The organism is Streptomyces sp. R-74717, assembly GCF_047305335.1.
GTDB classification, from domain to species: domain Bacteria; phylum Actinomycetota; class Actinomycetes; order Streptomycetales; family Streptomycetaceae; genus Streptomyces; species Streptomyces atratus.
Map to the genome: position 1 here is coordinate 3,764,845 of NZ_CP102361.1, position 22,738 is coordinate 3,787,582.

At 69.4% G+C, this 22,738-nt stretch carries 18 protein-coding genes and 2 pseudogenes; 14 read left to right on the plus strand and 6 right to left on the minus strand.

Annotated features, from left to right (window positions below; genetic code table 11):
* Positions 1-39: 39 nt before the first annotated feature.
* The 3 genes from xseA to NRF20_RS16915 all read left to right on the plus strand — a co-directional run bounded on the left by xseA (position 40) and on the right by NRF20_RS16915 (position 2,487).
* Positions 40-1,251, plus strand: coding sequence for an exodeoxyribonuclease VII large subunit (xseA, locus tag NRF20_RS16905; RefSeq protein WP_398632431.1), 1,212 nt, complete (start codon positions 40-42; stop codon positions 1,249-1,251).
* 104 nt (positions 1,252-1,355) lie between these two features.
* Entirely contained in the window at positions 1,356-1,622 is a 267-nt protein-coding gene (locus tag NRF20_RS16910; protein ID WP_114246423.1) for an exodeoxyribonuclease VII small subunit, read from the plus strand.
* 274 nt (positions 1,623-1,896) lie between these two features.
* A complete protein-coding gene (locus NRF20_RS16915) occupies positions 1,897-2,487 on the plus strand; it encodes a malonic semialdehyde reductase (RefSeq protein WP_266358313.1) in 591 nt (196 codons plus the stop codon).
* Between the two features lie 94 nt (positions 2,488-2,581).
* On the opposite strand, the gene NRF20_RS16920 is transcribed toward NRF20_RS16915, so the two are convergent.
* Entirely contained in the window at positions 2,582-3,100 is a 519-nt protein-coding gene (locus tag NRF20_RS16920) for a DUF4245 domain-containing protein (RefSeq protein WP_266358314.1), read from the minus strand.
* Positions 3,101-3,242: 142 nt separating this feature from the next.
* On the opposite strand from NRF20_RS16920, the gene glpX reads away from it, so the two are divergent.
* The gene (glpX, locus tag NRF20_RS16925; RefSeq protein ID WP_398632432.1) at positions 3,243-4,274 is read left to right on the plus strand and encodes a class II fructose-bisphosphatase; all 1,032 of its coding nucleotides are present in this window, start codon (positions 3,243-3,245) and stop codon (positions 4,272-4,274) included.
* A gap of 125 nt (positions 4,275-4,399) precedes the next feature.
* Here glpX and NRF20_RS16930 read toward each other — a convergent pair whose 3' ends face one another.
* Together NRF20_RS16930 and NRF20_RS16935 are read right to left on the minus strand one after the other, a co-directional pair.
* Positions 4,400-4,783, minus strand: coding sequence for a WhiB family transcriptional regulator (locus NRF20_RS16930; protein ID WP_266358321.1), 384 nt, complete (start codon positions 4,781-4,783; stop codon positions 4,400-4,402).
* A 200-nt stretch (positions 4,784-4,983) separates the two neighbouring features.
* Positions 4,984-5,646, minus strand: coding sequence for a DUF1707 domain-containing protein (locus NRF20_RS16935; RefSeq protein ID WP_398632433.1), 663 nt, complete (start codon positions 5,644-5,646; stop codon positions 4,984-4,986).
* A 197-nt stretch (positions 5,647-5,843) separates the two neighbouring features.
* Between NRF20_RS16935 and NRF20_RS16940 the strand changes: the two genes are divergently transcribed.
* Positions 5,844-7,511 (plus strand): fumarate hydratase, encoded by a 1,668-nt coding sequence (locus NRF20_RS16940; RefSeq protein ID WP_398632434.1) that lies wholly within the window; start codon positions 5,844-5,846, stop codon positions 7,509-7,511.
* 115 nt (positions 7,512-7,626) lie between these two features.
* Here the strand turns inward: NRF20_RS16940 and NRF20_RS16945 are convergent, their stop codons facing one another.
* Positions 7,627-7,836, minus strand: a complete 210-nt coding sequence (locus NRF20_RS16945) for a hypothetical protein (RefSeq protein ID WP_398632442.1) — start codon at positions 7,834-7,836, stop codon at positions 7,627-7,629.
* On the opposite strand from NRF20_RS16945, the pseudogene NRF20_RS16950 reads away from it, so the two are divergent.
* The 3 genes and pseudogenes from NRF20_RS16950 to NRF20_RS16960 all read left to right on the plus strand — a co-directional run.
* Positions 7,777-8,106, plus strand: a pseudogene (locus tag NRF20_RS16950) (hypothetical protein); the annotation flags it as partial. The gene NRF20_RS16945 and the pseudogene NRF20_RS16950 overlap by 60 nt on opposite strands.
* The gene (locus NRF20_RS16955) at positions 8,103-9,470 is read left to right on the plus strand and encodes an MFS transporter (RefSeq protein WP_398632435.1); all 1,368 of its coding nucleotides are present in this window, start codon (positions 8,103-8,105) and stop codon (positions 9,468-9,470) included. The pseudogene NRF20_RS16950 and the gene NRF20_RS16955, both read left to right, overlap by 4 nt.
* 426 nt (positions 9,471-9,896) lie before the next feature.
* Entirely contained in the window at positions 9,897-11,198 is a 1,302-nt protein-coding gene (locus NRF20_RS16960; RefSeq protein WP_398632436.1) for a M18 family aminopeptidase, read from the plus strand.
* A gap of 61 nt (positions 11,199-11,259) precedes the next feature.
* Here the strand turns inward: NRF20_RS16960 and NRF20_RS16965 are convergent, their stop codons facing one another.
* Positions 11,260-12,789 (minus strand): ricin-type beta-trefoil lectin domain protein, encoded by a 1,530-nt coding sequence (locus NRF20_RS16965; protein ID WP_398632208.1) that lies wholly within the window; start codon positions 12,787-12,789, stop codon positions 11,260-11,262.
* A gap of 106 nt (positions 12,790-12,895) precedes the next feature.
* Between NRF20_RS16965 and NRF20_RS16970 the strand changes: the two genes are divergently transcribed.
* From NRF20_RS16970 to NRF20_RS16985, 4 genes are all read left to right on the plus strand, one after another.
* Positions 12,896-14,320: a class II fumarate hydratase gene (locus NRF20_RS16970; protein ID WP_398632207.1), complete on the plus strand. Its 1,425-nt coding sequence runs from the start codon at positions 12,896-12,898 to the stop codon at positions 14,318-14,320.
* A 38-nt stretch (positions 14,321-14,358) separates the two neighbouring features.
* Positions 14,359-15,057 (plus strand): DUF402 domain-containing protein, encoded by a 699-nt coding sequence (locus NRF20_RS16975; RefSeq protein ID WP_398632206.1) that lies wholly within the window; start codon positions 14,359-14,361, stop codon positions 15,055-15,057.
* Between the two features lie 371 nt (positions 15,058-15,428).
* Positions 15,429-17,360, plus strand: coding sequence for a SpoIIE family protein phosphatase (locus NRF20_RS16980; RefSeq protein WP_398632205.1), 1,932 nt, complete (start codon positions 15,429-15,431; stop codon positions 17,358-17,360).
* A 133-nt stretch (positions 17,361-17,493) separates the two neighbouring features.
* Positions 17,494-18,963, plus strand: a complete 1,470-nt coding sequence (locus NRF20_RS16985) for a catalase (protein ID WP_398632204.1) — start codon at positions 17,494-17,496, stop codon at positions 18,961-18,963.
* 74 nt (positions 18,964-19,037) lie between these two features.
* On the opposite strand, the pseudogene NRF20_RS16990 reads toward NRF20_RS16985, so the two are convergent.
* A pseudogene (locus NRF20_RS16990) lies at positions 19,038-21,271 on the minus strand (transglycosylase domain-containing protein).
* Positions 21,272-21,491: 220 nt separating this feature from the next.
* On the opposite strand from NRF20_RS16990, the gene NRF20_RS16995 reads away from it, so the two are divergent.
* Positions 21,492-22,463 (plus strand): SPFH domain-containing protein, encoded by a 972-nt coding sequence (locus NRF20_RS16995; protein WP_413752828.1) that lies wholly within the window; start codon positions 21,492-21,494, stop codon positions 22,461-22,463.
* Positions 22,460-22,705 (plus strand): hypothetical protein, encoded by a 246-nt coding sequence (locus NRF20_RS17000; protein ID WP_329833796.1) that lies wholly within the window; start codon positions 22,460-22,462, stop codon positions 22,703-22,705. The genes NRF20_RS16995 and NRF20_RS17000 overlap by 4 nt, the downstream gene beginning before the upstream one ends.
* Positions 22,706-22,738: the final 33 nt, after the last annotated feature.

Sequence of the window (22,738 nt, forward strand, 5' to 3'; positions counted from 1 at the left end):
GCTGCCTTGTTGTCCGTGGTGGCGGATACGCTCGCTCGCATGGCTCTCAATACGTCCGCGGAAACCCCGCTGCCCGTCGGCGAGGTGTCACGGCTCATCGGGGGGTGGATCGACCGGCTCGGGGCCGTCTGGGTCGAGGGGCAGATCACCCAGCTGTCGCGGCGGCCCGGCGCCGGGGTGGTGTTCCTGACGCTGCGCGACCCGTCGCACGACATCTCGGTGAGCGTGACCTGCTTCCGGCAGGTCTTCGACCGGATCGCGGATGTGGTGACGGAGGGCGCCCGCGTCGTGGTCCTCGCCAAGCCGGAGTGGTACGCGCCCCGCGGCCAGCTGTCCCTGCGGGCCACGGAAATACGGCCGGTCGGCATCGGTGAGCTGCTGGTCCGGCTTGAGCAGCTCAAGAAGTCGCTGGCCTCGGAGGGACTCTTCGCGCTCGACCGGAAGAAGCCGCTGCCGTTCCTGCCGCAGCTGATCGGACTGGTCTGCGGCCGGGCCTCGGCGGCCGAGCGCGACGTCCTGGAGAACGCGCGGCGGCGGTGGCCCGCAGTCCGGTTCGAGGTGCGCAACACGGCGGTGCAGGGGGTGCACGCGGTGAATCAGGTCGTCCAGGCCGTGAAGGAGCTGGACGACCTCCCGGACGTCGACGTGATCGTGGTGGCGCGGGGTGGCGGCAGTGTGGAGGACCTGCTGCCGTTCTCGGACGAGCAGCTGATCCGTACGGTCGCCGCGTGCCGTACGCCGGTGGTGTCGGCGATCGGTCATGAGCCGGACTCCCCGCTGCTCGACCTGGTCGCGGATCTGCGGGCCTCCACTCCGACGGATGCGGCGAAGAAGGTCGTGCCCGATGTGGGCGAGGAGCTGGACCGGGTGCAGCAGCTGCGGGACCGTGCACTGCGGACGGTACGGGGGCTGCTGGACCGGGAGGAGCGGGGGCTGGCGCATGCGCTGGGCCGGCCCGCGATGGAGTATCCCCAGCGGATGGTGGACGAGCGGGCGTCGGAGATCGATGCGCTGATCGGGCGGGGCCGGCGGGTGCTGGGGCATCTGCTGGACCGGGCGGACTCGGAGCTCGCCCATACCCGGGCGCGGGTGGTCGCGTTGTCGCCCGCGGCGACGCTGGAGCGCGGGTATGCGGTGCTGCAGCGGGCGGACGGCCATGTGGTGCGGGCTCCCGCGGACGCGGGGGCGCCGGGCGAGGTGCTTCGGGCGCGGGTTTCGGGGGGCGAGTTCGCGGTGCGGGTGAGCGAGTGAGTGAGCGGGGGTTCGGTGCGGGGCGGACGGGCGCCGAGGCGGCGCGAAAGCGATGACGGGCGAGGCAGGAGGCTCCTGATGGGCCGGAACGTAGGGTGGGGCGCATGACGGACGACGGGACTACGACGGCTGGTGCCGCGGGCACGCTCGGATACGAGCAGGCCCGTGACGAGCTGATCGAGGTGGTACGCCGCCTGGAGGCGGGCGGTACGACGCTGGAGGAGTCCCTCGCGCTGTGGGAGCGGGGCGAGGAGTTGGCGAAGGTGTGCCGGCACTGGCTCGAAGGCGCGCGCGCACGGCTGGACGCGGCCCTGGCGGGGCCGGCCGACCTCCAGGAGAGCGGCGGCGGCACGACAGCCGACAACGGCTGAGGCCTCCCCGACTTGCCCGGTCGCCCGGCTTCCGGCTCCCTGGCTTGCCCGGCTGTCCCGCTTGTCCCGACTTTTCGGACGAGGCCGACCACGGCGACGCGGGCGCGCGGCAGGCGGCGCCCGCGATCGGAGCCCTTGCCGACGAATGGCACAAGAGGCCCGCACTGTGGAACAGATCACTCCGTTGCACTTTTAGTTGAAAGTTAACCTACCTCTCCCGTAGCGTGGCCGCGTTGCTTGATCCCCGTGTACGCCCGGAAGGTAAAAACGCAAGATGTCCCTCGCTCTTGACCCCGCCGCCCAGGACCTCCTCTTCCGTGAGGCCCGCACCGCCAACACCTTCACCGACGAGCCGGTGACCGAGGAGCAGGTCCAGGCGATCTACGACCTGGTCAAGTACGGCCCCACCGCGTTCAACCAGTCGCCGCTGCGCGTCGTCCTGGTCCGCTCCGACGAGGCCCGCGCACGCCTCGTCAAGCACATGGCCGAGGGCAACCAGCCGAAGACCTCGACCGCACCGCTGGTCGCCATCCTGGTCGCCGACAACGAGTTCCACGAGGAGCTCCCGGCCCTGATGCCGCACTTCCCGCAGGCCAAGGACGCGTTCTTCTCCGAGCGCCCGGTCCGCGAGTCGTCCGCCACCCTCAACGGTGCGCTGCAGGCCGCGTACTTCATCATCGGCGTCCGCGCCGCCGGCCTCGCCGCGGGCCCGATGACCGGGTACGACGCCGCGGGCATCGAGAAGGAGTTCCTGGACGGCGACCACAAGGTGCTGATGGTCGTCAACATCGGCAAGCCGGCCGAGGACGCCTGGTTCCCGCGTCTGCCGCGCCTCGCCTACGACGAGGTCGTCACGACCGTCTGACCGTCGCCACGCGTACGGAGGAGGCCCTGGAGCATCAAGTGCTCCAGGGCCTCCTCCGTACGCCGTGTACGAGGCAGATGCCCCGTACAGGACATCAGGACGACTTGAGCGCGGCGGCCATCTCCGCCAGCCGCTCCGGCGAGGCGGAACCCGTGACCACCGTGGTCGCACCCTTGTCCTGGCGCACGAGGGCGTCGTACTTCTCGCCCTTCCAGTGCTGCCAGGTCTCGCCCGCGACCTGCTGCGTACGCCCGGTGTTCTTGGCGTCCTGACTGACCTCGGTCACATACTTCTTCGCCGGGGACGTGGACTGCTCCACCGCGACGTACTTGCCCTCCGGGTCCAGGAAGCCCAGGTGCCAGCTGTTGCCCGCCTTGCGGTCATAACTGACCGAGGTCGGCTTCCACTCCTTGGCCAGTCCGTCCGGCGCGGCCACCGGGTACGGTGCCGCACGCCGCGCCGTCAGGAGCTCCACCCGGTAGTCGACCGCCTTGACCGGGTTGGCGTTCTCGTCATGCGGAATGAAGATGTAAACGAGCCCTGCCGCAGCGGAGACCACCGCCATCGACAGGAACATGTCCCGCACTGTCTGCTTGCCTCGCTTGCTAGCCACGGGTCCATGGTCGCATTAGGCCTGATGGGCCCGGCCCGGGGGCAGCCCGCTCATACGTGACCCGGTCTGCTCATTCTGTCGACCTGACGATAGAGTCAGAGCACCCTCTTCCGGTCGTCGCCGTACAGAAAGGTGCGCTCCGATGTCCGAGCATCATCTGCCGTCTCAGCTAGAGGTCTCCCCGGAGGCCCCCGACCGCAACCTCGCCCTGGAGCTGGTCCGGGTCACCGAGGCCGCCGCCATGGCAGCAGGGCGCTGGGTCGGCCGTGGCGACAAGATCGGCGCCGACGGCGCCGCCGTGAAGGCCATGCGGACCCTCGTCTCCACCGTCTCGATGAACGGCGTCGTCGTCATCGGCGAGGGCGAGAAGGACGAGGCCCCCATGCTGTTCAACGGCGAGCGCGTCGGTGACGGCACCGGTCCCGAGGTCGACATCGCCGTTGACCCGATCGACGGTACGACCCTGAACGCCAAGGGCATGCCGAACGCGATCGCCGTACTGGCCGCCGCCGACCGCGGCGCCATGTTCGACCCGTCCGCGGTCTTCTACATGGACAAGCTGGTCACCGGCCCCGAGGCCGCCGACTTCGTCGACATCGATGCGCCTGTCTCGGTGAACATCCGCCGTGTCGCGAAGGCGAAGAACTCCGCCCCCGAGGACGTCACCGTCGTCATCCTCGACCGCCCCCGCCACGACGGCATCGTCAAGGAGATCCGGGAGACCGGCGCCCGGATCAAGTTCATCTCCGACGGCGATGTCGCGGGCTCGATCATGGCCGCCCGCGAGGGCACCGGCGTCGACCTGCTCATGGGCATCGGCGGCACCCCCGAGGGCATCATCTCCGCCTGCGCCATAAAGTGCCTCGGCGGTGTCATCCAGGGCAAGCTCTGGCCGAAGGACGAGGCCGAACGGCAGCGCGCGCTGGACGCCGGGCACGACCTGGACCGGGTCCTGTCCACCGACGACCTGGTCAGCGGCGACAACGTGTTCTTCGTCGCGACCGGCATCACGGACGGTGAGCTGATGCGCGGTGTGCGGTACCGCGCGGAAACGGCGACCACCGAGTCGATCGTCATGCGGTCCAAGTCCGGCACCATCCGGAAGATCGACTCGACCCACCGGCTGTCGAAGCTGCGCGCCTACAGCGCGATCGACTTCGACCGCGCGAAGTAGGTCCCGCTCCCGAGGTTCGGGGAGCAGAACGCGAAGAGGCGCCCCCGTGTGCGGTGGGGGCGCCTCTTCGCGGTGCGGACGCGAGGGCACTGGTTCAGGCATGCCTCCGGCACCCCGTCGGCCGGTCAGCCCGCCGCGGCTATGCGGCCCGCCGCGGCGGAGGATGCGGACGATGCCTTGAGCTCCATCTCGCGCCGTCTGCGACGGGCGAGCACCACACGGCGTTCGGCAGCGGTGAGGCCGCCCCACACCCCGTACGGCTCCGGCTGCATGAGTGCGTGTTCCTGGCATTCGACCATCACCGGGCAGCGCGCGCAGACCCGCTTCGCGGACTCCTCGCGCGCGAGTCTGGCAGCAGTCGGCTCCTTCGACGGGGCGAAGAACAGCCCGGCTTCGTCCCGGCGGCACACCGCCTCCGAGTGCCAGGGGCCGGCCTGGTCCTCCCGCGCGGGGGTGCGCTGGGGAGGGAGGGCGGCGACCTGCAGGGGCTGATGCGGCAGTTGCAGCACGGTCCACTCCTGACGACGGCTTCGCGAGCGAGAGACGATGCAGCACTCCCTACCCGCTGTACGCACGCCTATGCACTGAGTGGCACTCGATCCGGGCTGCGGAATTGCGGCCGGTCAGGAATATGGCTTGTTCTCGAAGGAGTTCAGAGCAGTTCGGAAGAGTTCGCAGCAGGACGGACCGCGCCGTTCCCAGCCGGGTCCTAGCCGAGGTATTTGCGCAGCCGGTCCTGGAGATCCGCAATGAACTTCCCGCGCTTGGGCTTCGCCTCGACGCTGCCGAACACCGAATAGCCATTGACGACCACCACTGGCGCTTCGGGGTCCGCGGATTCCAGTGTGGCGACTTCGAAATTGCCGAAGACGCCCGTGCCGCTGCCGCGCAGCGAGATGTTCTCGGGGACCTTGATCTCGACACTTCCGAAGATGGCGGTCGCATTGATCACCGTGAGCCTCTGACCGAAAAGCGCCTCGGTCAGATCGATCTCCACACTGCCGAAGAGCGCAAAGGCGTTCGTACGGCCGCCGACCCGCCAACGGCCCTTACGGGTGGAGGCGCTGAAGATCGCCACCAGGTTCTCGGCCGGGCCCGTGGGACTCTCGTGGCCGAAGGCGCCGGGCTCGGCGGCCGAGCGCGTGGCGCCCCCGGGGGCAGGCAGATCCCGTACCAGCGGCTCCAGTTCGCCGATGGTCTTGGCGCGGTAGACCGCATCGACCCGCTCGGCGTGTTCCTCGGCGGTGAGCCGGCCCTCGGCCATCGCCTCGCGCAGGATGTCCGCGATCCGGTCACGGTCCGCGTCGGAGGCGCGAATACCGGCCGGCTCCGCCGGGGCCACGGGCTGTTGGGGGTGCTTTTCGAGGTCCACCGGCCCAGCGTACCCAAACGCGATAGATCGCGACTAGCCCCCACCACGCCTCCGCCGTGTCGCGCCCCGCGCCGCTCCCGTGCGGATGCCGAACTGAGCCTTACCTCACAGCTTCGGTGCCCGCGCGGCGTTCTACCCTGGTGGGTGCGCTGCCCAAGGGAGGTCAGCCGCCGTCTGCCGAGTGAGGAATGGCCGTAATGCCAGAGTTTGCGTACTCCGATCTGCTCCCTCTGGGAGAGGACACCACGCCGTATCGTCTGGTGACTTCCGAGGGCGTATCCACCTTCGAGGCCGACGGCCGTACGTTCCTCAAGGTCGCCCCGGAGGCGCTGCGCACCCTGGCTGCCGAGGCCATGCACGACATCTCGCACTACCTGCGCCCCGCCCACCTGGCGCAGCTGCGGCGGATCGTGGACGACCCCGAGGCGTCGTCCAACGACAAGTTCGTCGCGCTCGACCTGCTGAAGAACGCGAACATCGCCGCCGCGGGTGTCCTGCCGATGTGCCAGGACACCGGCACCGCGATCGTCATGGGCAAGCGCGGGCAGAACGTACTCACCGAGGGCGGTGACGAAGAGGCCCTGTCGCACGGCATCTTCGACGCGTACACCAAGCTCAACCTCCGCTATTCGCAGATGGCTCCGCTCACCATGTGGGAGGAGAAGAACACCGGCTCGAATCTGCCCGCGCAGATCGAGCTGTACGCCACCGACGGCGGCGCCTACAAATTCCTCTTCATGGCAAAGGGCGGCGGCTCGGCCAACAAGTCGTTCCTCTTCCAGGAGACGAAGGCCGTGCTGAACGAGGCCTCCATGATGAAGTTCCTGGAGGAGAAGATCCGTTCGCTGGGTACGGCCGCCTGCCCGCCCTACCACCTGGCGATCGTCGTCGGCGGTACGTCGGCCGAGTTCGCGCTGAAGACCGCGAAGTACGCCTCCGCGCACTACCTGGACGAGCTGCCCGCCGAGGGCTCCCCCACCGGTCACGGCTTCCGGGACAAGGAGCTGGAGGAGAAGGTCTTCGAGCTGACGCAGAAGATCGGGATCGGTGCGCAGTTCGGCGGCAAGTACTTCTGCCATGACGTGCGCGTCGTCCGCCTCCCCCGCCACGGTGCCTCGCTGCCTGTCGCGATCGCCGTGTCGTGCTCGGCGGACCGCCAGGCCACCGCGAAGATCACGGCCGAGGGTGTCTTCCTGGAGCAGCTGGAGAAGGACCCGGCCCGCTTCCTGCCGGACACCACGGACGAGCACCTGGACGAGGCGGGTGACGTCGTCAGGATCGACCTGAACCGGCCGATGGACGACATCCTCACCGAGCTGACCAAGTACCCGGTCAAGACCCGGCTCTCGCTGACCGGTCCGCTGGTCGTGGCCCGCGACATCGCGCACGCCAAGATCAAGGAGCGGCTGGACGCGGGCGAGGAGATGCCGCAGTACCTGAAGGACCACCCGGTCTACTACGCGGGCCCGGCGAAGACGCCCGAGGGATACGCCTCCGGCTCCTTCGGCCCGACGACGGCCGGCCGTATGGACAGCTATGTCGCGCAGTTCCAGGCGGCGGGCGGCTCCAAGGTGATGCTGGCCAAGGGCAACCGGTCCAAGCAGGTCACTGACGCATGCGACGCGCACGGCGGTTTCTACCTCGGCTCGATCGGCGGACCGGCGGCGCGCCTCGCGCAGGACTGCATCAAGAAGGTCGAGGTGGTCGAGTACGAGGAGCTCGGCATGGAAGCGGTCTGGAAGATCGAGGTCGAGGACTTCCCGGCGTTCATCGTCGTCGACGACAAGGGCAACGACTTCTTCACCGAGCCCGCCCCGGCACCGACGTTCACCAGCATTCCGGTGCGGGGTCCGGGTCTCGCCTGATGAGCTGAGGCGTGCCGAGGCACGACATACGGCCCGCGGGCGTTGTCAGTGGGGGCGGCCAGGTTGGGGGTCATGGCGACCGGAGCGGGGAGAATGCCGGGCATGCCCGGTACGCCTACCGGCTTCGTGTGTCGTCCACCGCAGCCGCCGCGCCGGAAGCGGAGTGGGCGCGGTGCCGGTGGATCTGGAACGAGAGCTGCGCCCGGTCGAAGAAGGCCCATACCGAAGATGAGAAGTGCGGCCCGGCCAGGCTGGACAAGAGCACCTTGTCCACCCCGCGCACACCACCATGGGCTGCGCGCAGTGCGGAGCGAGAACCAAGCACGCACTACCTCTGTCAGAACGAACCTACTCGTACACCGCGTGCGGAGCCGTATCCCTCAGGGACAAGAACTCCGCCCGCGTGATGCTCGTCCGGGCTGGTCTCAACCCGGCTGGTGCTGATCGTGCAAGAGCTGACGGACCGCCGGTCCGCAGCCGACGTGAGCCAGGAATCCCCTCCCCCCAGGGAGGGGAGGATGCCAAAACCATGCAGATTACATTCGTGCAATCCGGAGGCCATGGGGCAGCACGACTGGTGACTATGGGCCGGTGACACAAGACATCGAACAGGCGGATGACTGGCCGGACCGCGCACCGGCCATCGATCCGGCCGGCCCGGCGCGCGGCGAGCGCCGTTATCGATTCCTCGTCGCCGGATACTCCCTCTCTTCGTACGGCACCTTCCTGAATATGGTGGCGCTCAATCTGTTCGTCTACGAGACGACGGGCAGAGCGCTTGCGATGGGCCTGTTCATGGCCGTGCGACTGGGGTCCGGATTTCTCGCCGGACTCGCTGCCGGCGGTCTCCTCGCCCGATTCACGGCCAAGAGCCTCATGCTGTGGACGAATGTGGCGCAGGCGGCGGTGATGCTGTTGCTGGTCTTCGCGCCGGAGGGGATGCGGACGGCCGCCCTGATGGCCGTTTCCGTGGTGGTGGGCGCCTGCGGAACGCTTTTCATGGTGTCGCTGCGCAGCTCCATTCCCGAGATGGTGGGCGACGAGCGGCGGTCATGGGCCAACTCCCTTTCCATCACCGGACGTTCACTGGCCATGGTGGCCGGTTTCGCCTCGGCGGGTGTGGTGGTCTCGCTGGTCGGCTACACCGCCGCGTTCGTGGTGGACATGGCCACCTTTGTGGTCTGCGCCGTGACGGTGGCCCTGCTGCCGATCGCGGGCGGGGGCAGGGGGAAGGACGCCCGGCCGGAACCGGAGGGGGATTCCGGCGGACGTACGCAGGAGAGCAAGCGGGGGACCGGGACGGGGCGGCGGCGGATGCCGGGGGCGTTCCTCAGGTCGGCCGCCGCGCCCGGTCTCGGTCTGATGGTGGTGCTGCGGGGTGCGGACGCCTTCGGTTCGTCCTCCCACAACGCCGCGCTGCCGGTCTACTCCGCCGGGCTCGATGCCTCGCACCCTGCTGTGTTCGTCAGCGCGTTCTGGTGTCTGTGGGCGCTGGGGAACGTCGTCGCGCAGCAGTTGATCCAGCGGTACATCAAGCGCACCGGGCGGTCGGTGGGTGCACCGGGGTTCGGGTACGGCACGTGTCTGATGTCCGGGGCGTTCATTCTGGCGTTCGCCGGGTTCCCGTCGGCGGCGACCGCCGTGATCGCACTGGTCGCGGGGTCGGCCGACGGGCTCACCGAGGTCTCGTACACCTCGCATCTGCAGACGCTCCCCGCCGAACTGCGCGGTCATGCGTTCGGGCTCTCCGCGACGGTGGAGAATCTCGGGTTCGGCGTCGGCATGATCCTGGTCGCGGTGGCACTCGACAGCCACAGCCCGCTGACCGTCGTCGCCTGGTCGCACGGGGCGGCCATCGTGATCGCCGTGGTGTTCCTGATCAGGGTGACGGGGCCGCAAAGGCGAGATCACGTCCCCGCGCCCCGCTCCGGTGCCGATCGCAGTGGGCAGGTGCGGTGAGGGTTCGCGTACGACGGAATTCAGCCAATCTTGAGACGCACCCATGCGTGGCCGGCGGACCCGGGCGGCGCCCGGGAACGGGGTGCCGCCGGGCCCGGCCCTCCGCAGCGTCTTCCCGGACGCTCCGGCACGGGCCCCGTACACGCCCGGTCAGCTCGGCCCCGGGCGCCGGGCGGCCGGTCCGGCACCGCCGATTTCACGCAGCGGGCCGCGCCGCGGACTTGCGCCTTGCCGGGCCGCTGCGGTGGGTTGTCGGAGGTTCCTGAAGCACTCCGCCGACCCGGGGCATCAGGAAGCAGTCCTGGAGAACCAGGAAATGGCCGCCACCCCCCACACCCCGGACACCGCACCGCGCCGCGCCCAGCGGTTCGGCGCGGGTTCGCCCACCCTCCCCTCACCGTCGAACACCGGAAAGGCGGACGCCGTATGACGCCGCTTCCCCACCGCAGCCACGCCGACGACCTTCTGTCCTTCATCAGGGCCAGCCCTTCCCCGTACCACGCGGTGGCGAGTGCCGCCCGGCGCCTGGAGAAGGCCGGCTTCCGCGAACTGCGCGGCACGGACGACTGGACGGGCACGACCGGCGGCAGCTTCGTCGCCCGCGGCGGTGCCCTGATCGCCTGGTACGCCCCCGAGGGCGCCCCCGCGCACACCCCCTTCCGGATCGTCGGCACACACACGGACTCCCCGAATCTGCGGGTCAAGCCCACCCCCGACACCGGTTCGGCGGGCTGGCGGCAGATCGCCGTGGAGATCTACGGCGGCGTTCCGCTGAACACCTGGCTCGACCGCGATCTGGGCATCTCGGGGCGGCTCGCGCTGCGCGGCCCCGGCGGCGGGGTCGGGTCCCGGCTCGTACAGATCGACGAACCGCTTTTGCGGGTACCCCAGTTGGCCATCCATCTGGACCGTACGGTCAATGAGGGACTCGCCCTGGACCGGCAGCGCCATCTCGCCCCGCTGTGGGCGCTCGGGGCGCCCGAGGAGGGCTCGCTGCTGCGCCGGGTCGCGGCGGCCGCGGAGGTGGACCGGGGCGACGTCCTCGGCTGGGATCTGATGCTCCATGACACCCAGCCGCCCGGGTATCTCGGCGCGGACCGGGAGTTCGTGGTGTCCTCGCGGCTGGACAACCTGGTGTCGGTGCATGCGGGCGTCACGGCCCTGGCGGGCGCGGCGACCGCTGACGACGATCCCTCGTACATCCCCGTCCTGGCGGCCTTCGACCACGAGGAGGTCGGCAGCGGTTCACAGACGGGCGCGCAGAGCCCCCTGCTGGAGCGGGTCCTCGGCCGTTCGGTCACCGCGCGCGGCGGCAGCTGCGAGGACTTCTCCCGCGCCCTGTCCGGCGCCTTCTGCATCTCCGCCGACATGGCGCACGCGGTGCACCCCAACTACGCGGAACGGCACGATCCGGGCCATCATCCGCTGCCCAACGGCGGCCCCGCGGTCAAGGTCAACGTCAATCAGCGTTACGCCACCGACAGCACCGGCATGGCGGTGTTCGCGGCGGCGTGCGAGCGGGCGGGTGTGCCGTGGCAGCCGTTCGTCTCCAACAACGCGATGCCGTGCGGCACGTCGATCGGCCCGCTCACCGCGGCCCGGCTGGGTGTCCCGACGGTCGATGTGGGAGTGCCGGGGCTGTCCATGCACTCGGCGCGCGAGCTGTGCGGGGCCGACGACCCCGGTCATCTGGCGGCCGTCCTGGCCGCGTTCGTGACGTCCGGCTGACACACCGGGAGGGGCGGGGCGGCCGAGGCCGCCCCGCCCCTCCCTTCACCGCGGGAAGGAGTTACGCGAACCGCTGCTTCGCACTGCCGTCGCAGCTCTGCAGCTTCAGCGGGTCCTTGGCCGCCGCGAGCGTCAGGCACAGCCCGGTCGAGGCCGCCGGGCGCAAGGTGCCCGACTGCCTGACGAACTGCTGGTTGGCCGCGCCCGAGCAGTCCCACACGATGAGCGTGGCGCCCGCCTTGTAGTCGGCGCCCGGCACGTCGAGGCACCGGTCGTGGCTCAGCTCCGTCACGATGCTCTTCGTACCGGAGTCGTACCACCAGCCCTGGTTGCGGCCGCCGTGGCAGTCCCAGCCGCCGATCTCGGTGTCGTTGCGGGTCACCGAGGCGGGGACGTCCACGCAGGTGCCCGTGGCCTCGTTCTTCAGGGGCTTGAAGACGTCGTCCCACGCCGCGGCCTGCAGGACGGGCGATCCGGTGCTCGCCGGGTCTGCGCAGCTCGCCTCGCGCAGGGACGAGTTGTAGATCCGGGTCAGGCAGGAGGCGAAGGCGGCGTGGCCGCGCGCGTTCGGGTGGAAGGACTGCCGGACGGAGTTGGAGTCCGGCGGGAAGTGCGACAGGTCGATGTAGAGGCCGCGGGCCCAGGTGTTCTCGCTGCAGACCTCGTGGCCGTGGAAGAGCCGGGAGTTGTCGAGGTAGACGGCTCCGGTGTCGGCGGCGGCCTTGCGCATGCCGCGTTCGAAGGCGGGGACCGCGACGTTGCGGCCCCAGGCGGCGTCGGAGTCGTATCCGGCGCAGCCACCGGGAAGCTTGCCGGGGAAGTCCGGGTTGTCGGAGAAGTCCGGGCCGATCGGGCTCGGGTATCCCATGACGACGAGCTTGTAGTCGCTGTTGCCGTATCCGGCGTCGGACATGACGGTCTTCAGATCGCGCACCGTCTTCTCGACCTTGGGGACGAGTCCGTCGACGCGCGCCTGCCAGCCGCCCTCGTACTTCGGCTGGCAGGTCCCCTGGGAGAGCACCCAGCGCTGGACGCAGTCCGTCATGACCGGGCCGAACTGGAGGTCGTCATTGGCGCCGGCGACCAGCACGATCATCTTGATACGGGTGTTGCGCGCCTTGATGGCGAGGTTGTCGCTCTGCACGAGTTCGTCGGCGTACTGCTTCGATCCGCCGATCACGATGTTGCCGGTGTACGCGCCGGAGCAGGAGACGTTGTACGTGACGTCGGCCGGGATCCCGGTGCGGTGGATGGCCGAATCGGGCGAGCGGTGGCACCAGTTGTCGGGGCCGTTCGTGCCCGCCTCGTACGTGCCGACGCCCTCGCCGGAGATCTCGCTGTCGCCGAGCGAGATCAGCCCGGTCTTGCGGTCGGCGAGCGGGCGCTCGGCCGGGTCGCCGTACAGCCGGGTGGCTTCGGCGGCGCGGATGGCCTCCAGCTCGGGCGACAGGGGGGTGGATGCGGTAGTGGTGATACCGGACCGGTCTGCCGCGCCCGCCGGTCCTGTGGCGGCGGCCATGCCGCCCAATGCCGCCGCCATGGCCACGGCGGCCGCGAGCGTACAGCGAAGTCTGTGCCTGGTGCGCCTCATTGCGCCTCCCCGGGTTGTGGTTACCCCCGGTATTTACTGGTCGGTAGGCGACTTGGGAATACACAGAACGAGACAAGTGCTCAACTTTTTCAGGAGGTTGAACCCCATGGACGACGCACAGGTCCCCGCACAGACCCCCGCGGGCGGCACGGATTTCCGCATCGAGCACGATTCGATGGGCGAGGTGAGGGTGCCGAAGGACGCCAGATGGCGGGCCCAGACGCAGCGCGCGGTGGAGAACTTCCCGATCTCCGGCCAGCGCCTGGAGCGGGCCCATATCGAAGCCCTGGCCCGGATCAAGGCGGCCGCTGCCAAGGTGAACGCCGAGCTGAAGGTGCTCGACCCGGACATCGCCCTGGCGATCCAGGAGGCCGCCGAGGAGGTCGCCGGGGGGCGCTGGGACGCACACTTCCCGATCGATGTCTTCCAGACCGGGTCCGGCACCTCGTCCAACATGAACACCAATGAGGTCGTGGCCACCCTCGCCACCGAGCGCCTGGGCCGCGAGGTCCACCCCAACGACCACGTCAACGCCTCGCAGTCGTCCAACGACGTCTTCCCGTCCTCCATCCACATCGCCGCGACCGCGGCCGTCACCGGCGAGCTGATCCCGGCGCTGGACCATCTGGCCGCCGCCCTGGAACGCAAGTCCGCCGAGTTCGCGACGGTCGTGAAGTCGGGGCGTACACATCTGATGGACGCCACACCCGTCACTCTGGGCCAGGAGTTCGGCGGCTACGCGGCACAGGTCCGGTACGGCGTCGAGCGGCTGCGCGCCTCCCTCCCCCGCCTCGCCGAGCTGCCGCTGGGCGGCACGGCCGTCGGCACCGGCATCAACACCCCGCCCGGCTTCTCCGCCGCCGTCATCGCCGAGGTCGCCCGCGCCACCGGGCTGCCGCTCACCGAGGCCAGGGACCACTTCGAGGCGCAGGGCGCGCGGGACGGGCTCGTGGAGACGTCCGGCCAGCTTCGTACCCTCGCCGTCTCGCTCACCAAGATCTCCAACGATCTGCGCTGGATGGCGTCCGGGCCGCGCACCGGTTTGGCCGAGATCAGCCTTCCCGACCTCCAGCCGGGCTCGTCGATCATGCCGGGGAAGGTGAATCCGGTCATTCCCGAGGCCGTTCTGATGGTCGCGGCCCAGGTGATGGGGAACGACCAGACGGTCGCCGTCGCGGGCGCGGCGGGCAATTTCGAACTGAATGTGATGCTTCCGGTCATCGCGAAGAATCTGCTGGAGTCGGTGCGACTGCTGGCCAATGTCTCCCGGCTGCTCGCGGACCGTACGGTCGACGGGATCACCGCGAACGTGGAGCGGGCCAGGGAGTACGCGGAGTCCTCGCCGTCCGTCGTCACCCCGCTGAACAAGTACATCGGTTACGAGGAGGCGGCGAAGGTCGCCAAGAAGTCCCTGGCCGAGCGCAGGACGATCCGCGAGGTGGTGCTGGACTCGGGATATGTCGAGCGCGGCGATCTCACGGTGGAGCAGCTCGACGAGGCGCTGGACGTGTTGCGCATGACCCGCCCGTGACATGCGTCGCGACAAGGAGGCCCCTCTAAGATCTGCCCATGGCAGGTAGTGGATACATCGAGCACTGGGCGCCGGGCGATCAGATCCTGTGGCGCTACCGCGGCAACAGCCCGCTGCGGCGGGGCGCCGCGCCTGTTCATGCCCAGGGCCCGGTCCACATCTGCCGCCCCGTCACCGTCGTCCAGGACACCGACGAGCTGCTCGCCGTATGGGTGGCACCCGGCACCGAGTGTGTGAAGCCGGTGCTGGCGAACGGCACCGAGGTGCACGACGAGCCGCTCGCCACCCGCTACACCGCCCCGCGCACCACCGCCCGCTCGACATGGCTGGGCAACGGCGTGCTGAAGCTCGCCCGTCCCGGTGTCCCCTGGTCGGTCTGGCTGTTCTGGGAGCCCGGCTGGCAGTTCCGCAGCTGGTACGTGAACCTGGAGGAGCCGCGCACCCGCTGGGCGGGCGGCATCGACTCCGAGGATCACTTTCTCGACATCTCCGTCTACCCGGACCGCAGCTGGGTCTGGCGCGACGAGGACGAGTTCGCCCAGGCGCAGCGAGTCGGTCTGATGGCCCCGCAGACCGCGCAGCGGGTACGGGAGGCGGGCCTCGCGGCCGTCGAGGTGATCCGGAACTGGGGCGCACCGTTCCGGGACGGCTGGGAGGACTGGCGGCCCGATCCGCGCTGGCGGATTCCCGCGCTCCCGGATGACTGGGACCGTACCCCCTCGCATATGCCGTCGTGAGACCCTTGATGCACCCCAGGGGGGCAACCGTAGGATCGTCCTCCGGAGGGCCGCTCCGCTCCAACCGGCGGACGCGGCACCGGAACTGACCGCAAGTCATCGCACGAGCACCACGCACTGCATGAGCTGTATGAGCAGCATCAGTCGTATGAATCGCCTGAGCCACTACGAGGGGGTGGAGACGTGCTCGCTTTCGCCCGCCCTGTCGCCGGAAACGTTGTCACCGAACCACGCTGCGGGCATCCGGTTTCGGCCCCTCGTTCGGGGGCATCCGGTGACAGCCGTTGTTATCGCCGCTCTTGCCGGGGCACAGTAGCGCCCCACGAGGTGATTGCCTCATACAACCGGCCCGGACGGACGGAACCCCACGCGTGACGGAGCATCCCACCTCCCACGAAGGCCGGCAGCCTCTTGCCGCCCGGTCGCAGGAACGCACCCGGCCGCGGCAGCAGGATGCCGCGCCGGCCGCTTCCCCTGCCACCGCCGCGATCCCCGGCCCGGCCCCGGCGCCGGGGCCGGGAACGAATCCGGCGCCTTCCGCGGCGAACCCCGGCCCCGCAGGACTCGACCCACAGGCCGCGGCCCGTCGCGAGGGCGACCGGCTGCGTTTCGTGGGGGCCGCCACCCGGCGGATCGCCCGCGGCATAGACCTGGACGAGATCGTGCTGGGCCTGTGCCGGGCCAGCGTGCCGACGTTCTCCGACGCCATACTGGTCTACCTCCGTGACCCGCTCCCGGTCGGCGACGAGCGGCCGGTCTCCCCGTTCGTGCTGCGGCTGCGCCGGTCGGACCGGCTGCGTTTAAACGAGGAGGAGACCGAGACCTCCTCGGAGATCGAACGACTGCGGCTGCCCGTCATCGATCCGCACGGCGATCTGCCCCCGGCCGCCGAGCTGTGCGAGGTCCGCTCGGGCGGCGCGCTCGCCGAGGTGCTGCGCGGTGTACGGCCGGTCTTCGGGGACTCCGCAGCGGCCCGGGCCGCGCTGCCCGAACTGCTCGGCACCGGACGGACCGCACCCACCGGACACCGTGCGATCCTCGCCCCGCTGCGCGGACGGCGACGGGTGATCGGCGCCGCCGTCTTCCTGCGCGGGACCGAACGGCCGCCCTTCGAGGCCAATGACCTGCTGGTCGCCGCCCAGCTGGCGACGCACACCGCGCTCGGCATCGACAAGGCCGTGTTGTACGGACGCGAGGCGTACATCGCCGACGAGCTTCAGCGCACCATGCTGCCCGACTCGCTGCCGCAGCCGACCGGTGTCCGGCTCGCCTCCCGCTATCTCCCGGCCGCCGAGACGGCCCGGGTCGGCGGCGACTGGTACGACGCGATCCCGCTGCCCGGGAGCCGGGTCGCCCTGGTCGTCGGCGACGTCATGGGGCACTCCATGACGTCCGCGGCGATCATGGGCCAGCTGCGCACCACCGCGCAGACCCTCGCCGGGCTCGACCTGCCGCCGCAGGAGGTGCTGCACCACCTCGACGAGCAGGCGCAGCGGCTCGGCAGCGACCGCATGGCGACCTGCCTGTACGCGGTGTACGACCCCGTCGCGCACCGCATCACCATCGCCAACGCCGGACATCCGCCGCCCGTCCTGCTCCATCTGGGCGGCCGCGCGGAGGTGCTGCGGGTGCCGCCCGGCGCTCCGATCGGCGTCGGCGGTGTGGACTTCGAGGCCGTCGAGCTGGACGCTCCCGCGGGCGCCACGCTGCTCCTGTACACCGACGGTCTGGTGGAGTCCCGGCTGCGGGACGTCTGGACCGGGATCGAGCAGCTGCGCGAACGCCTCGCCGCCACCGCCCGGCTCACCGGCCAGGATCATTCGCCGCCGCTGGAGGCCCTCTGCGACGACGTGCTCGACATGCTCGGCCCCGGCGACCGGGACGACGACATCGCGCTGCTGGCCGCCCGGTTCGACGGGATCGCGCCAAGTGATGTCGCGTACTGGCACCTGGAACCGGAGGAGACAGCTCCGGGACGGGCCCGCAGGCTGGCCCGCCGGGCGCTGAACCGTTGGGGGCTCGACGATCTCTCCGACTCGGTGGAGCTGTTGGTCAGCGAGGTGGTGACCAACGCGGTGCGCTATGCGGAGCGGCCGGTGACGCTGCGGCTGCTGCGCACCGACATCCTGCGCTGCGAGGTCGGCGACGACGCACCGCAGCTGCCCCGGCAGCGCCGGGCCCGGGACATGGACGAGGGCGGCCGCGGCCTGTTCCTCGTGAACCGGCTGGCCAGACGGTGGGGCGCGACGCGTCTTTCGACCGGCAAGGTGGTCTGGTTCGAGATGCCGGCCCGGGGCCAGTAAAGGGGTCCGGGCCGGGGGCGGACAAGAGCCCTGCACGGACGGTAGCCAAATGTTGCCGTCCTCCTGTCGGCGGAGTTGACTTCAGTCGTGAACGAGACGACCTGACCGAAACCCCACCGACGGGAGGACGCTCGTGCCTGAGGAATCGAAGACCAAGAACACCCCCTACACCACGAACAACGCCGGAATCCCGGTGGAGAGCGATGAACACTCGCTCACTGTCGGATCCGACGGTCCGATCCTGCTCCAGGACCACTACCTCATCGAGAAGATGGCCCAGTTCAACCGGGAACGGGTCCCCGAGCGAGTGGTCCACGCCAAGGGCTCCGGCGCCTACGGCATTTTCAAGGTGACCAACGACGTCAGCCAGTTCACCAAGGCCGACCTCTTCCAGCCGGGCAAGCAGACCGCCATGCTCGCCCGCTTCTCCACGGTCGCCGGTGAACAGGGCTCTCCCGACACCTGGCGCGACCCTCGTGGGTTCGCCCTGAAGTTCTACACGGAGCACGGCAACTACGACATGGTCGGCAACAACACGCCGATCTTCTTCGTGCGCGACCCGATGAAGTTCCAGGACTTCATCCGCTCGCAGAAGCGCCGCCCGGAAAGTGCCCTGCGTGACCACGACATGCAGTGGGACTTCTGGACCCTCTCCCCCGAGTCCGCGCACATGGTCACCTGGCTGATGGGCGACCGCGGCATCCCGAAGACGTATCGCAACATGAACGGCTACAGCTCGCACACCTATATGTGGGTGAACGCGGGCGGCGAGAGGTTCTGGGTCAAGTACCGCTTCAAGACCGACCAGGGCATCGACTTCTACCCCCAGGCCGAGGCCGACGAGATCGCAGGCAGCGACGGCGACGTCCACCGCCGCGACCTGTTCGAGTCGATCAAGCGCGGCGACCACCCGAGCTGGACGCTGTACGTCCAGATCATGCCGTTCGACGATGCGCCGGACTACCGGTTCAACCCGTTCGACCTCACGAAGGTGTGGCCGCACGGCGACTACCCGGAGATCGAAGTCGGCCGGATGACGCTCAACGAGAACCCCGAGGACTTCTTCGTCCACATCGAGCAGGCGTCCTTCGAGCCGTCGAACCTGGTGCCCGGCATCGGTCCGTCGCCCGACAAGATGCTGCTCGGCCGGCTCTTCTCGTACCCGGACACCCACCGGTACCGGATCGGCCCGAACTACGCGCAGCTGCCGCCGAACCGTCCGCGGTTCGGCCGGAACTCGTACGCGAAGGACGGCCCGATGCGGTACGAGCCGGCTCGTACGGGAGCGGTCTACGCACCGAACTCGTACGGCGGTCCGGCCGCGGACACCGAACGCTACGGCGACCCGGCGGGCTGGGCCACGGCGGGCGAGATGGTGCACGAGGCCTACAAGCTGCACCGCGAGGACGACGACTGGGGCCAGGCGGGCACGATGGTGCGCAAGGTCCTGGACGACGCGGCGCGTGATCGGCTGGTGTCGAACATTTCCGGCCATCTGCTGGACGGGGTGAGCGCCCCGGTCCTGGAGCGGTCGCTGCAGTACTGGCGCAACGTGGACAAGGACCTCGGCGACCGGATCGCGAAGAAGGTCAACGGCGGCTGACACCGCCATACGCGGCTGACATGAGTGAGGGGCGGTGCCGGTCGGCACCGCCCCTCACTCATGTCCTCACGGCCTCACTGTCCGGGCGGGTTGTTCGCGACGTTGTTGCCGTTGCCCGGCCGTCCGGGGTCCCCTCCCTCGCCCGGCAGACCCGGGGACTGGCTCGGCGGCGGCTCCGGCGACTGGCTCGGCGGCGGCTCCGGCGACTGGCTGGTCGACTGGCTGGGCCTGTCGCTCGGGCTCTGCGCCGGCTCGGCTCCTGGGACGGCGGCTGCGTGGGACTCTCCGGCGCCGAGGGGGTGTTCGAGGGGGTCGTCGGCACGGTGACCTCGCCGCGCTCGACGTCCTGCAAGTCGAACTGGGCACTGGAGCCGCCGCCCAGCGCACCGAGCGTGTAGTCCGCCCAGATCTGTGCCGGGAACCCGCCACCGTTGGCCCGGCCGGAGTTGGCGGTACCGGTCAGGCTGACCTGGCCGCCGCCGTCCTTGGGGGATTCACCGAAGAGCGCCACGACCGTGGTGAGCTCCGGGGTGTAGCCCGCGAACAGGGCGGCCTTGTTGTTCTCCGAGGTGCCCGTCTTGCCGGCCGCCTCGTAGGCCGAGGTGTTGGCCGCCCGGCCTGAGCCGCTGTCCACGACGCCCTTCAGGACGGAGGTCACGGTGTCGGCGGACTTGCGGCTGATCACCTGGTCGCCGATGCCCTTGGCCGGCTCGACCGTCCGGTCGCGGTTCTTGGCGGACTTCACGATGAACGGGGTGACCTTCTTGCCGTGGTTGTCGAGCGTGGCGTACGCGCCCGCCATGTCCCAGGTCGAGGCGTTCATCGTGCCCAGTGTGATGGCGGGGCGCTCGGGGAAGTTCTGGTCCGGTATGCCGAGCGACAGTGCCGTCTCCTTCACCGCGGGCGGGCCGACGTCGACCACCATCTGCGCGAAGACCGAGTTGATCGACTTGTTCATCGCGGTCTGCACGGTGACGTTGCCGTAGCTCTGGTTGTCCTCGTTCTCCGGGGCGAACGGCGTGTCGCTGCCCACGACCGGCCGCTTGCTGGTGCCGTCGTAGCGGGTGTTGACGCCGATCAGATCGCCGCCCTGGGTTTTCGCCTCGTTCTCCAGCGCGGAGGCGAGCACCAGCGGCTTGAAGGTGGAGGCGGGCTGGTAGTCCCGACGCGTGGCGTTGGAGATGTAGTGCTTGACGTAGTCCACCCCGCCGTAGAGCGCGACGACGGCGCCGGTCTTCGGATCGACGGAGGTGGCACCCGCCTGGACGGTCGCGTCGACCTTGTTGTCCTTGCGGTCGAGCTTGGACTCCAGCTGGCGGTCGACGGCCTTCTCCAGCTGCTTCTGCCGCTTCTTGTCGATGTTGAGCGTGAAGGTCCAGCCGCCGGCCCGCCGCACGTCCTCCGTGATGCCCTGCTTGTCCAGCTCCTTGTTGGCGGCATCGACGAGGTAGCCGGTCTGTCCCTCCATGCCGCGGGCGGGCTTGGGCTTGTCCGGGACGGGGAACTTCAGGGTGTCGCGCTCGGACTTGTCGAGCCAGTGCATCTCGACCATGTTGTCGAGCGTGTAGCCCCAGCGCTCCTTGACGAGCTTCTTGCCGGTGGGCGTCGCGACTGCCCAGTCGTACTGACTGGGGGCCTGGAGCAGCGCGGCCAGATAGGCACCCTGGGAGACGTTGAGGTCCTTGGCGTCGACCCCGTAGTAGGCCTGCGCGGCGGCCTGGATCCCGCTGGCACCCCGCCCGTAGTAGGCGGTGTTGATGTACCCGGCGAGGATGTAGTTCTTGTCCCTCTTCTGGTCGACCTTGAGCGAGATCACCAGCTCTTTGAGCTTGCGGCTGACCGTCGGGTCCTGCGTGAGGTAGTAGTTCTTCACGTACTGCTGGGTGATGGTCGAGCCACCCTGCTTGCCCTTGCCTGAGAGCGTGTTGAGGAGGCCGCGAGCGGTGCCCTTCAGGTCGACGCCCTGGTCCTTGTAGAACGTCTTGTTCTCGGCGGCGACGAAGGTGTGCTGCACCTCCTTGGGGACCTCGGCGAGATCCACGATCTGGCGGTTGACCCCGTTACCGGTACGGGTCAGCACGGTGCCGTCGCTGTACTGGTAGACGTTGCTCTGCCGCTCGGCCAGGGCGTTGGCCTTCGGTATGTCCACGTACAGGTAGAGCGCCACGAAGGCGCCCATGATCAGCAGGCAGAACCCGAAGAACGTGCCCAGCATCTTCCGCCAGGTGAAGAGTCTGCGTATGCCGCCGCTCTTCGCACCCCGCCGCGCTCCGCGCCGCTGGGCTCGTCGCGCATCCGCTCGACCCATCGCTGTGTTGCTCCTGTTTCTCTGCTCGACCAGATCAGCTCAGCCCAGCCAGCTAACACTGTCGGCAGGGACAAAAAGCAAGCGATGCGGCCTTTTGCGTACGTGACAATCAGCACCGTTCTCTAGGGAACCGACTCACGAGAGGTGCCCATGGTTGCGAATCCAGATAATGTGTAATCACATTGCTAGCACCGAGCACGCCTTCGAAACGGGGGATCCCATGTCCGACCAACACGATCCGCACGCCGTGGCCACCCTGGCCGCCGATCTCACGCCCGACGCCCCTCAGATGCCCGAACCGCAGGTGAGGGAGGTGGCGGCGCACAGCATTCCCGGCGGCCTCGGCCTGCTGCTGACCGTGATCGGAGTGATCGCCGGCATCGGTCTCGCCATCGTCGGCGGCATAGTCGGCTCGAACGGGAACAACGGCGTGGGCGTCCCGGTCCTGATCCTCGGCGTCCTGCTCGTCATCGCCTCGTTCTTCTGCATGACGGGTGTGAAGATGGTCGCACCGGGCGAGGCGCGAGTGATCCAGCTCTTCGGCCGGTACGTCGGTACGATCCGTACCGACGGGCTGCGCTGGATCAACCCGCTCACCAGCAGCCGGAAGATCTCCACCCGGGTCCGCAACCACGAGACCGCGGTCCTGAAGGTCAACGACGCCTACGGCAACCCGATCGAGCTCGCCGCGATCGTCGTCTGGAAGGTCGAGGACACCGCGCAGGCGCTCTTCGAGGTCGACGACTTCCTGGAATTCGTCGCCACCCAGACCGAGGCGGCCGTCCGCCACATCGCGATCGAGTACCCGTACGACGCCCACGAGGAGGGCGGCCTCTCCCTGCGCGGCAACGCGGAGGAGATCACCGAGAAGCTTGCCGTGGAGCTGACCGCCCGGGTCCAGGCCGCCGGCGTGCGGATCATCGAATCGCGCTTCAGCCATCTCGCGTACGCCCCCGAGATCGCCTCCGCGATGCTTCAGCGCCAGCAGGCCGGCGCGGTGGTCGCGGCCCGGCAGCAGATCGTCGAGGGTGCGGTCGGCATGGTCGAGATGGCGCTGACCCGGATCGCCGAGCAGGACATCGTCGAGCTGGACTCGGAGCGGAAGGCGGCCATGGTCAGCAATCTGATGGTGGTGCTGTGCGGTGACCGCGCCGCGCAGCCGGTCCTCAATACGGGCACTCTTTACCAGTGACGGAAGAGACCCCCGGGCGCAGGCAGCCGCAGCAGCGCAAGCAGATGCTGCTGCGGCTGGATCCCGCGGTGCACGATGCGCTGGCCCGCTGGGCCTCCGACGAGCTGCGCAGCGCGAACGCCCAGATCGAGTTCCTGCTGCGCAGGGCGCTGGCAGAAGCGGGCCGCCTGCCGGGCACGGCCCGCCCGATCCCCCGCCGGGGGCGTCCCCCGAAGGACAAGTCGAGCCCGTCCGGCGATTGAGGACTGTGGGTCCCCCAGGGGGAGCCCCCGGGT

What these genes read in the sequence shown, in the direction of transcription:
- xseA (WP_398632431.1), top strand. Translation starts at nt 40, where the DNA reads ATGGCTCTCAATACGTCCGCGGAAACCCCGCTGCCCGTCGGCGAGGTG.
- NRF20_RS16910 (WP_114246423.1), top strand. Translation starts at nt 1,356, where the DNA reads ATGACGGACGACGGGACTACGACGGCTGGTGCCGCGGGCACGCTCGGA.
- NRF20_RS16915 (WP_266358313.1), top strand. Translation starts at nt 1,897, where the DNA reads ATGTCCCTCGCTCTTGACCCCGCCGCCCAGGACCTCCTCTTCCGTGAG.
- glpX (WP_398632432.1), top strand. Translation starts at nt 3,243, where the DNA reads ATGTCCGAGCATCATCTGCCGTCTCAGCTAGAGGTCTCCCCGGAGGCC.
- NRF20_RS16940 (WP_398632434.1), top strand. Translation starts at nt 5,844, where the DNA reads ATGCCAGAGTTTGCGTACTCCGATCTGCTCCCTCTGGGAGAGGACACC.
- NRF20_RS16960 (WP_398632436.1), top strand. Translation starts at nt 9,897, where the DNA reads ATGACGCCGCTTCCCCACCGCAGCCACGCCGACGACCTTCTGTCCTTC.
- NRF20_RS16965 (WP_398632208.1), bottom strand. Translation starts at nt 12,789, where the DNA reads ATGAGGCGCACCAGGCACAGACTTCGCTGTACGCTCGCGGCCGCCGTG.
- NRF20_RS16970 (WP_398632207.1), top strand. Translation starts at nt 12,896, where the DNA reads ATGGACGACGCACAGGTCCCCGCACAGACCCCCGCGGGCGGCACGGAT.
- NRF20_RS16975 (WP_398632206.1), top strand. Translation starts at nt 14,359, where the DNA reads ATGGCAGGTAGTGGATACATCGAGCACTGGGCGCCGGGCGATCAGATC.
- NRF20_RS16995 (WP_413752828.1), top strand. Translation starts at nt 21,492, where the DNA reads ATGTCCGACCAACACGATCCGCACGCCGTGGCCACCCTGGCCGCCGAT.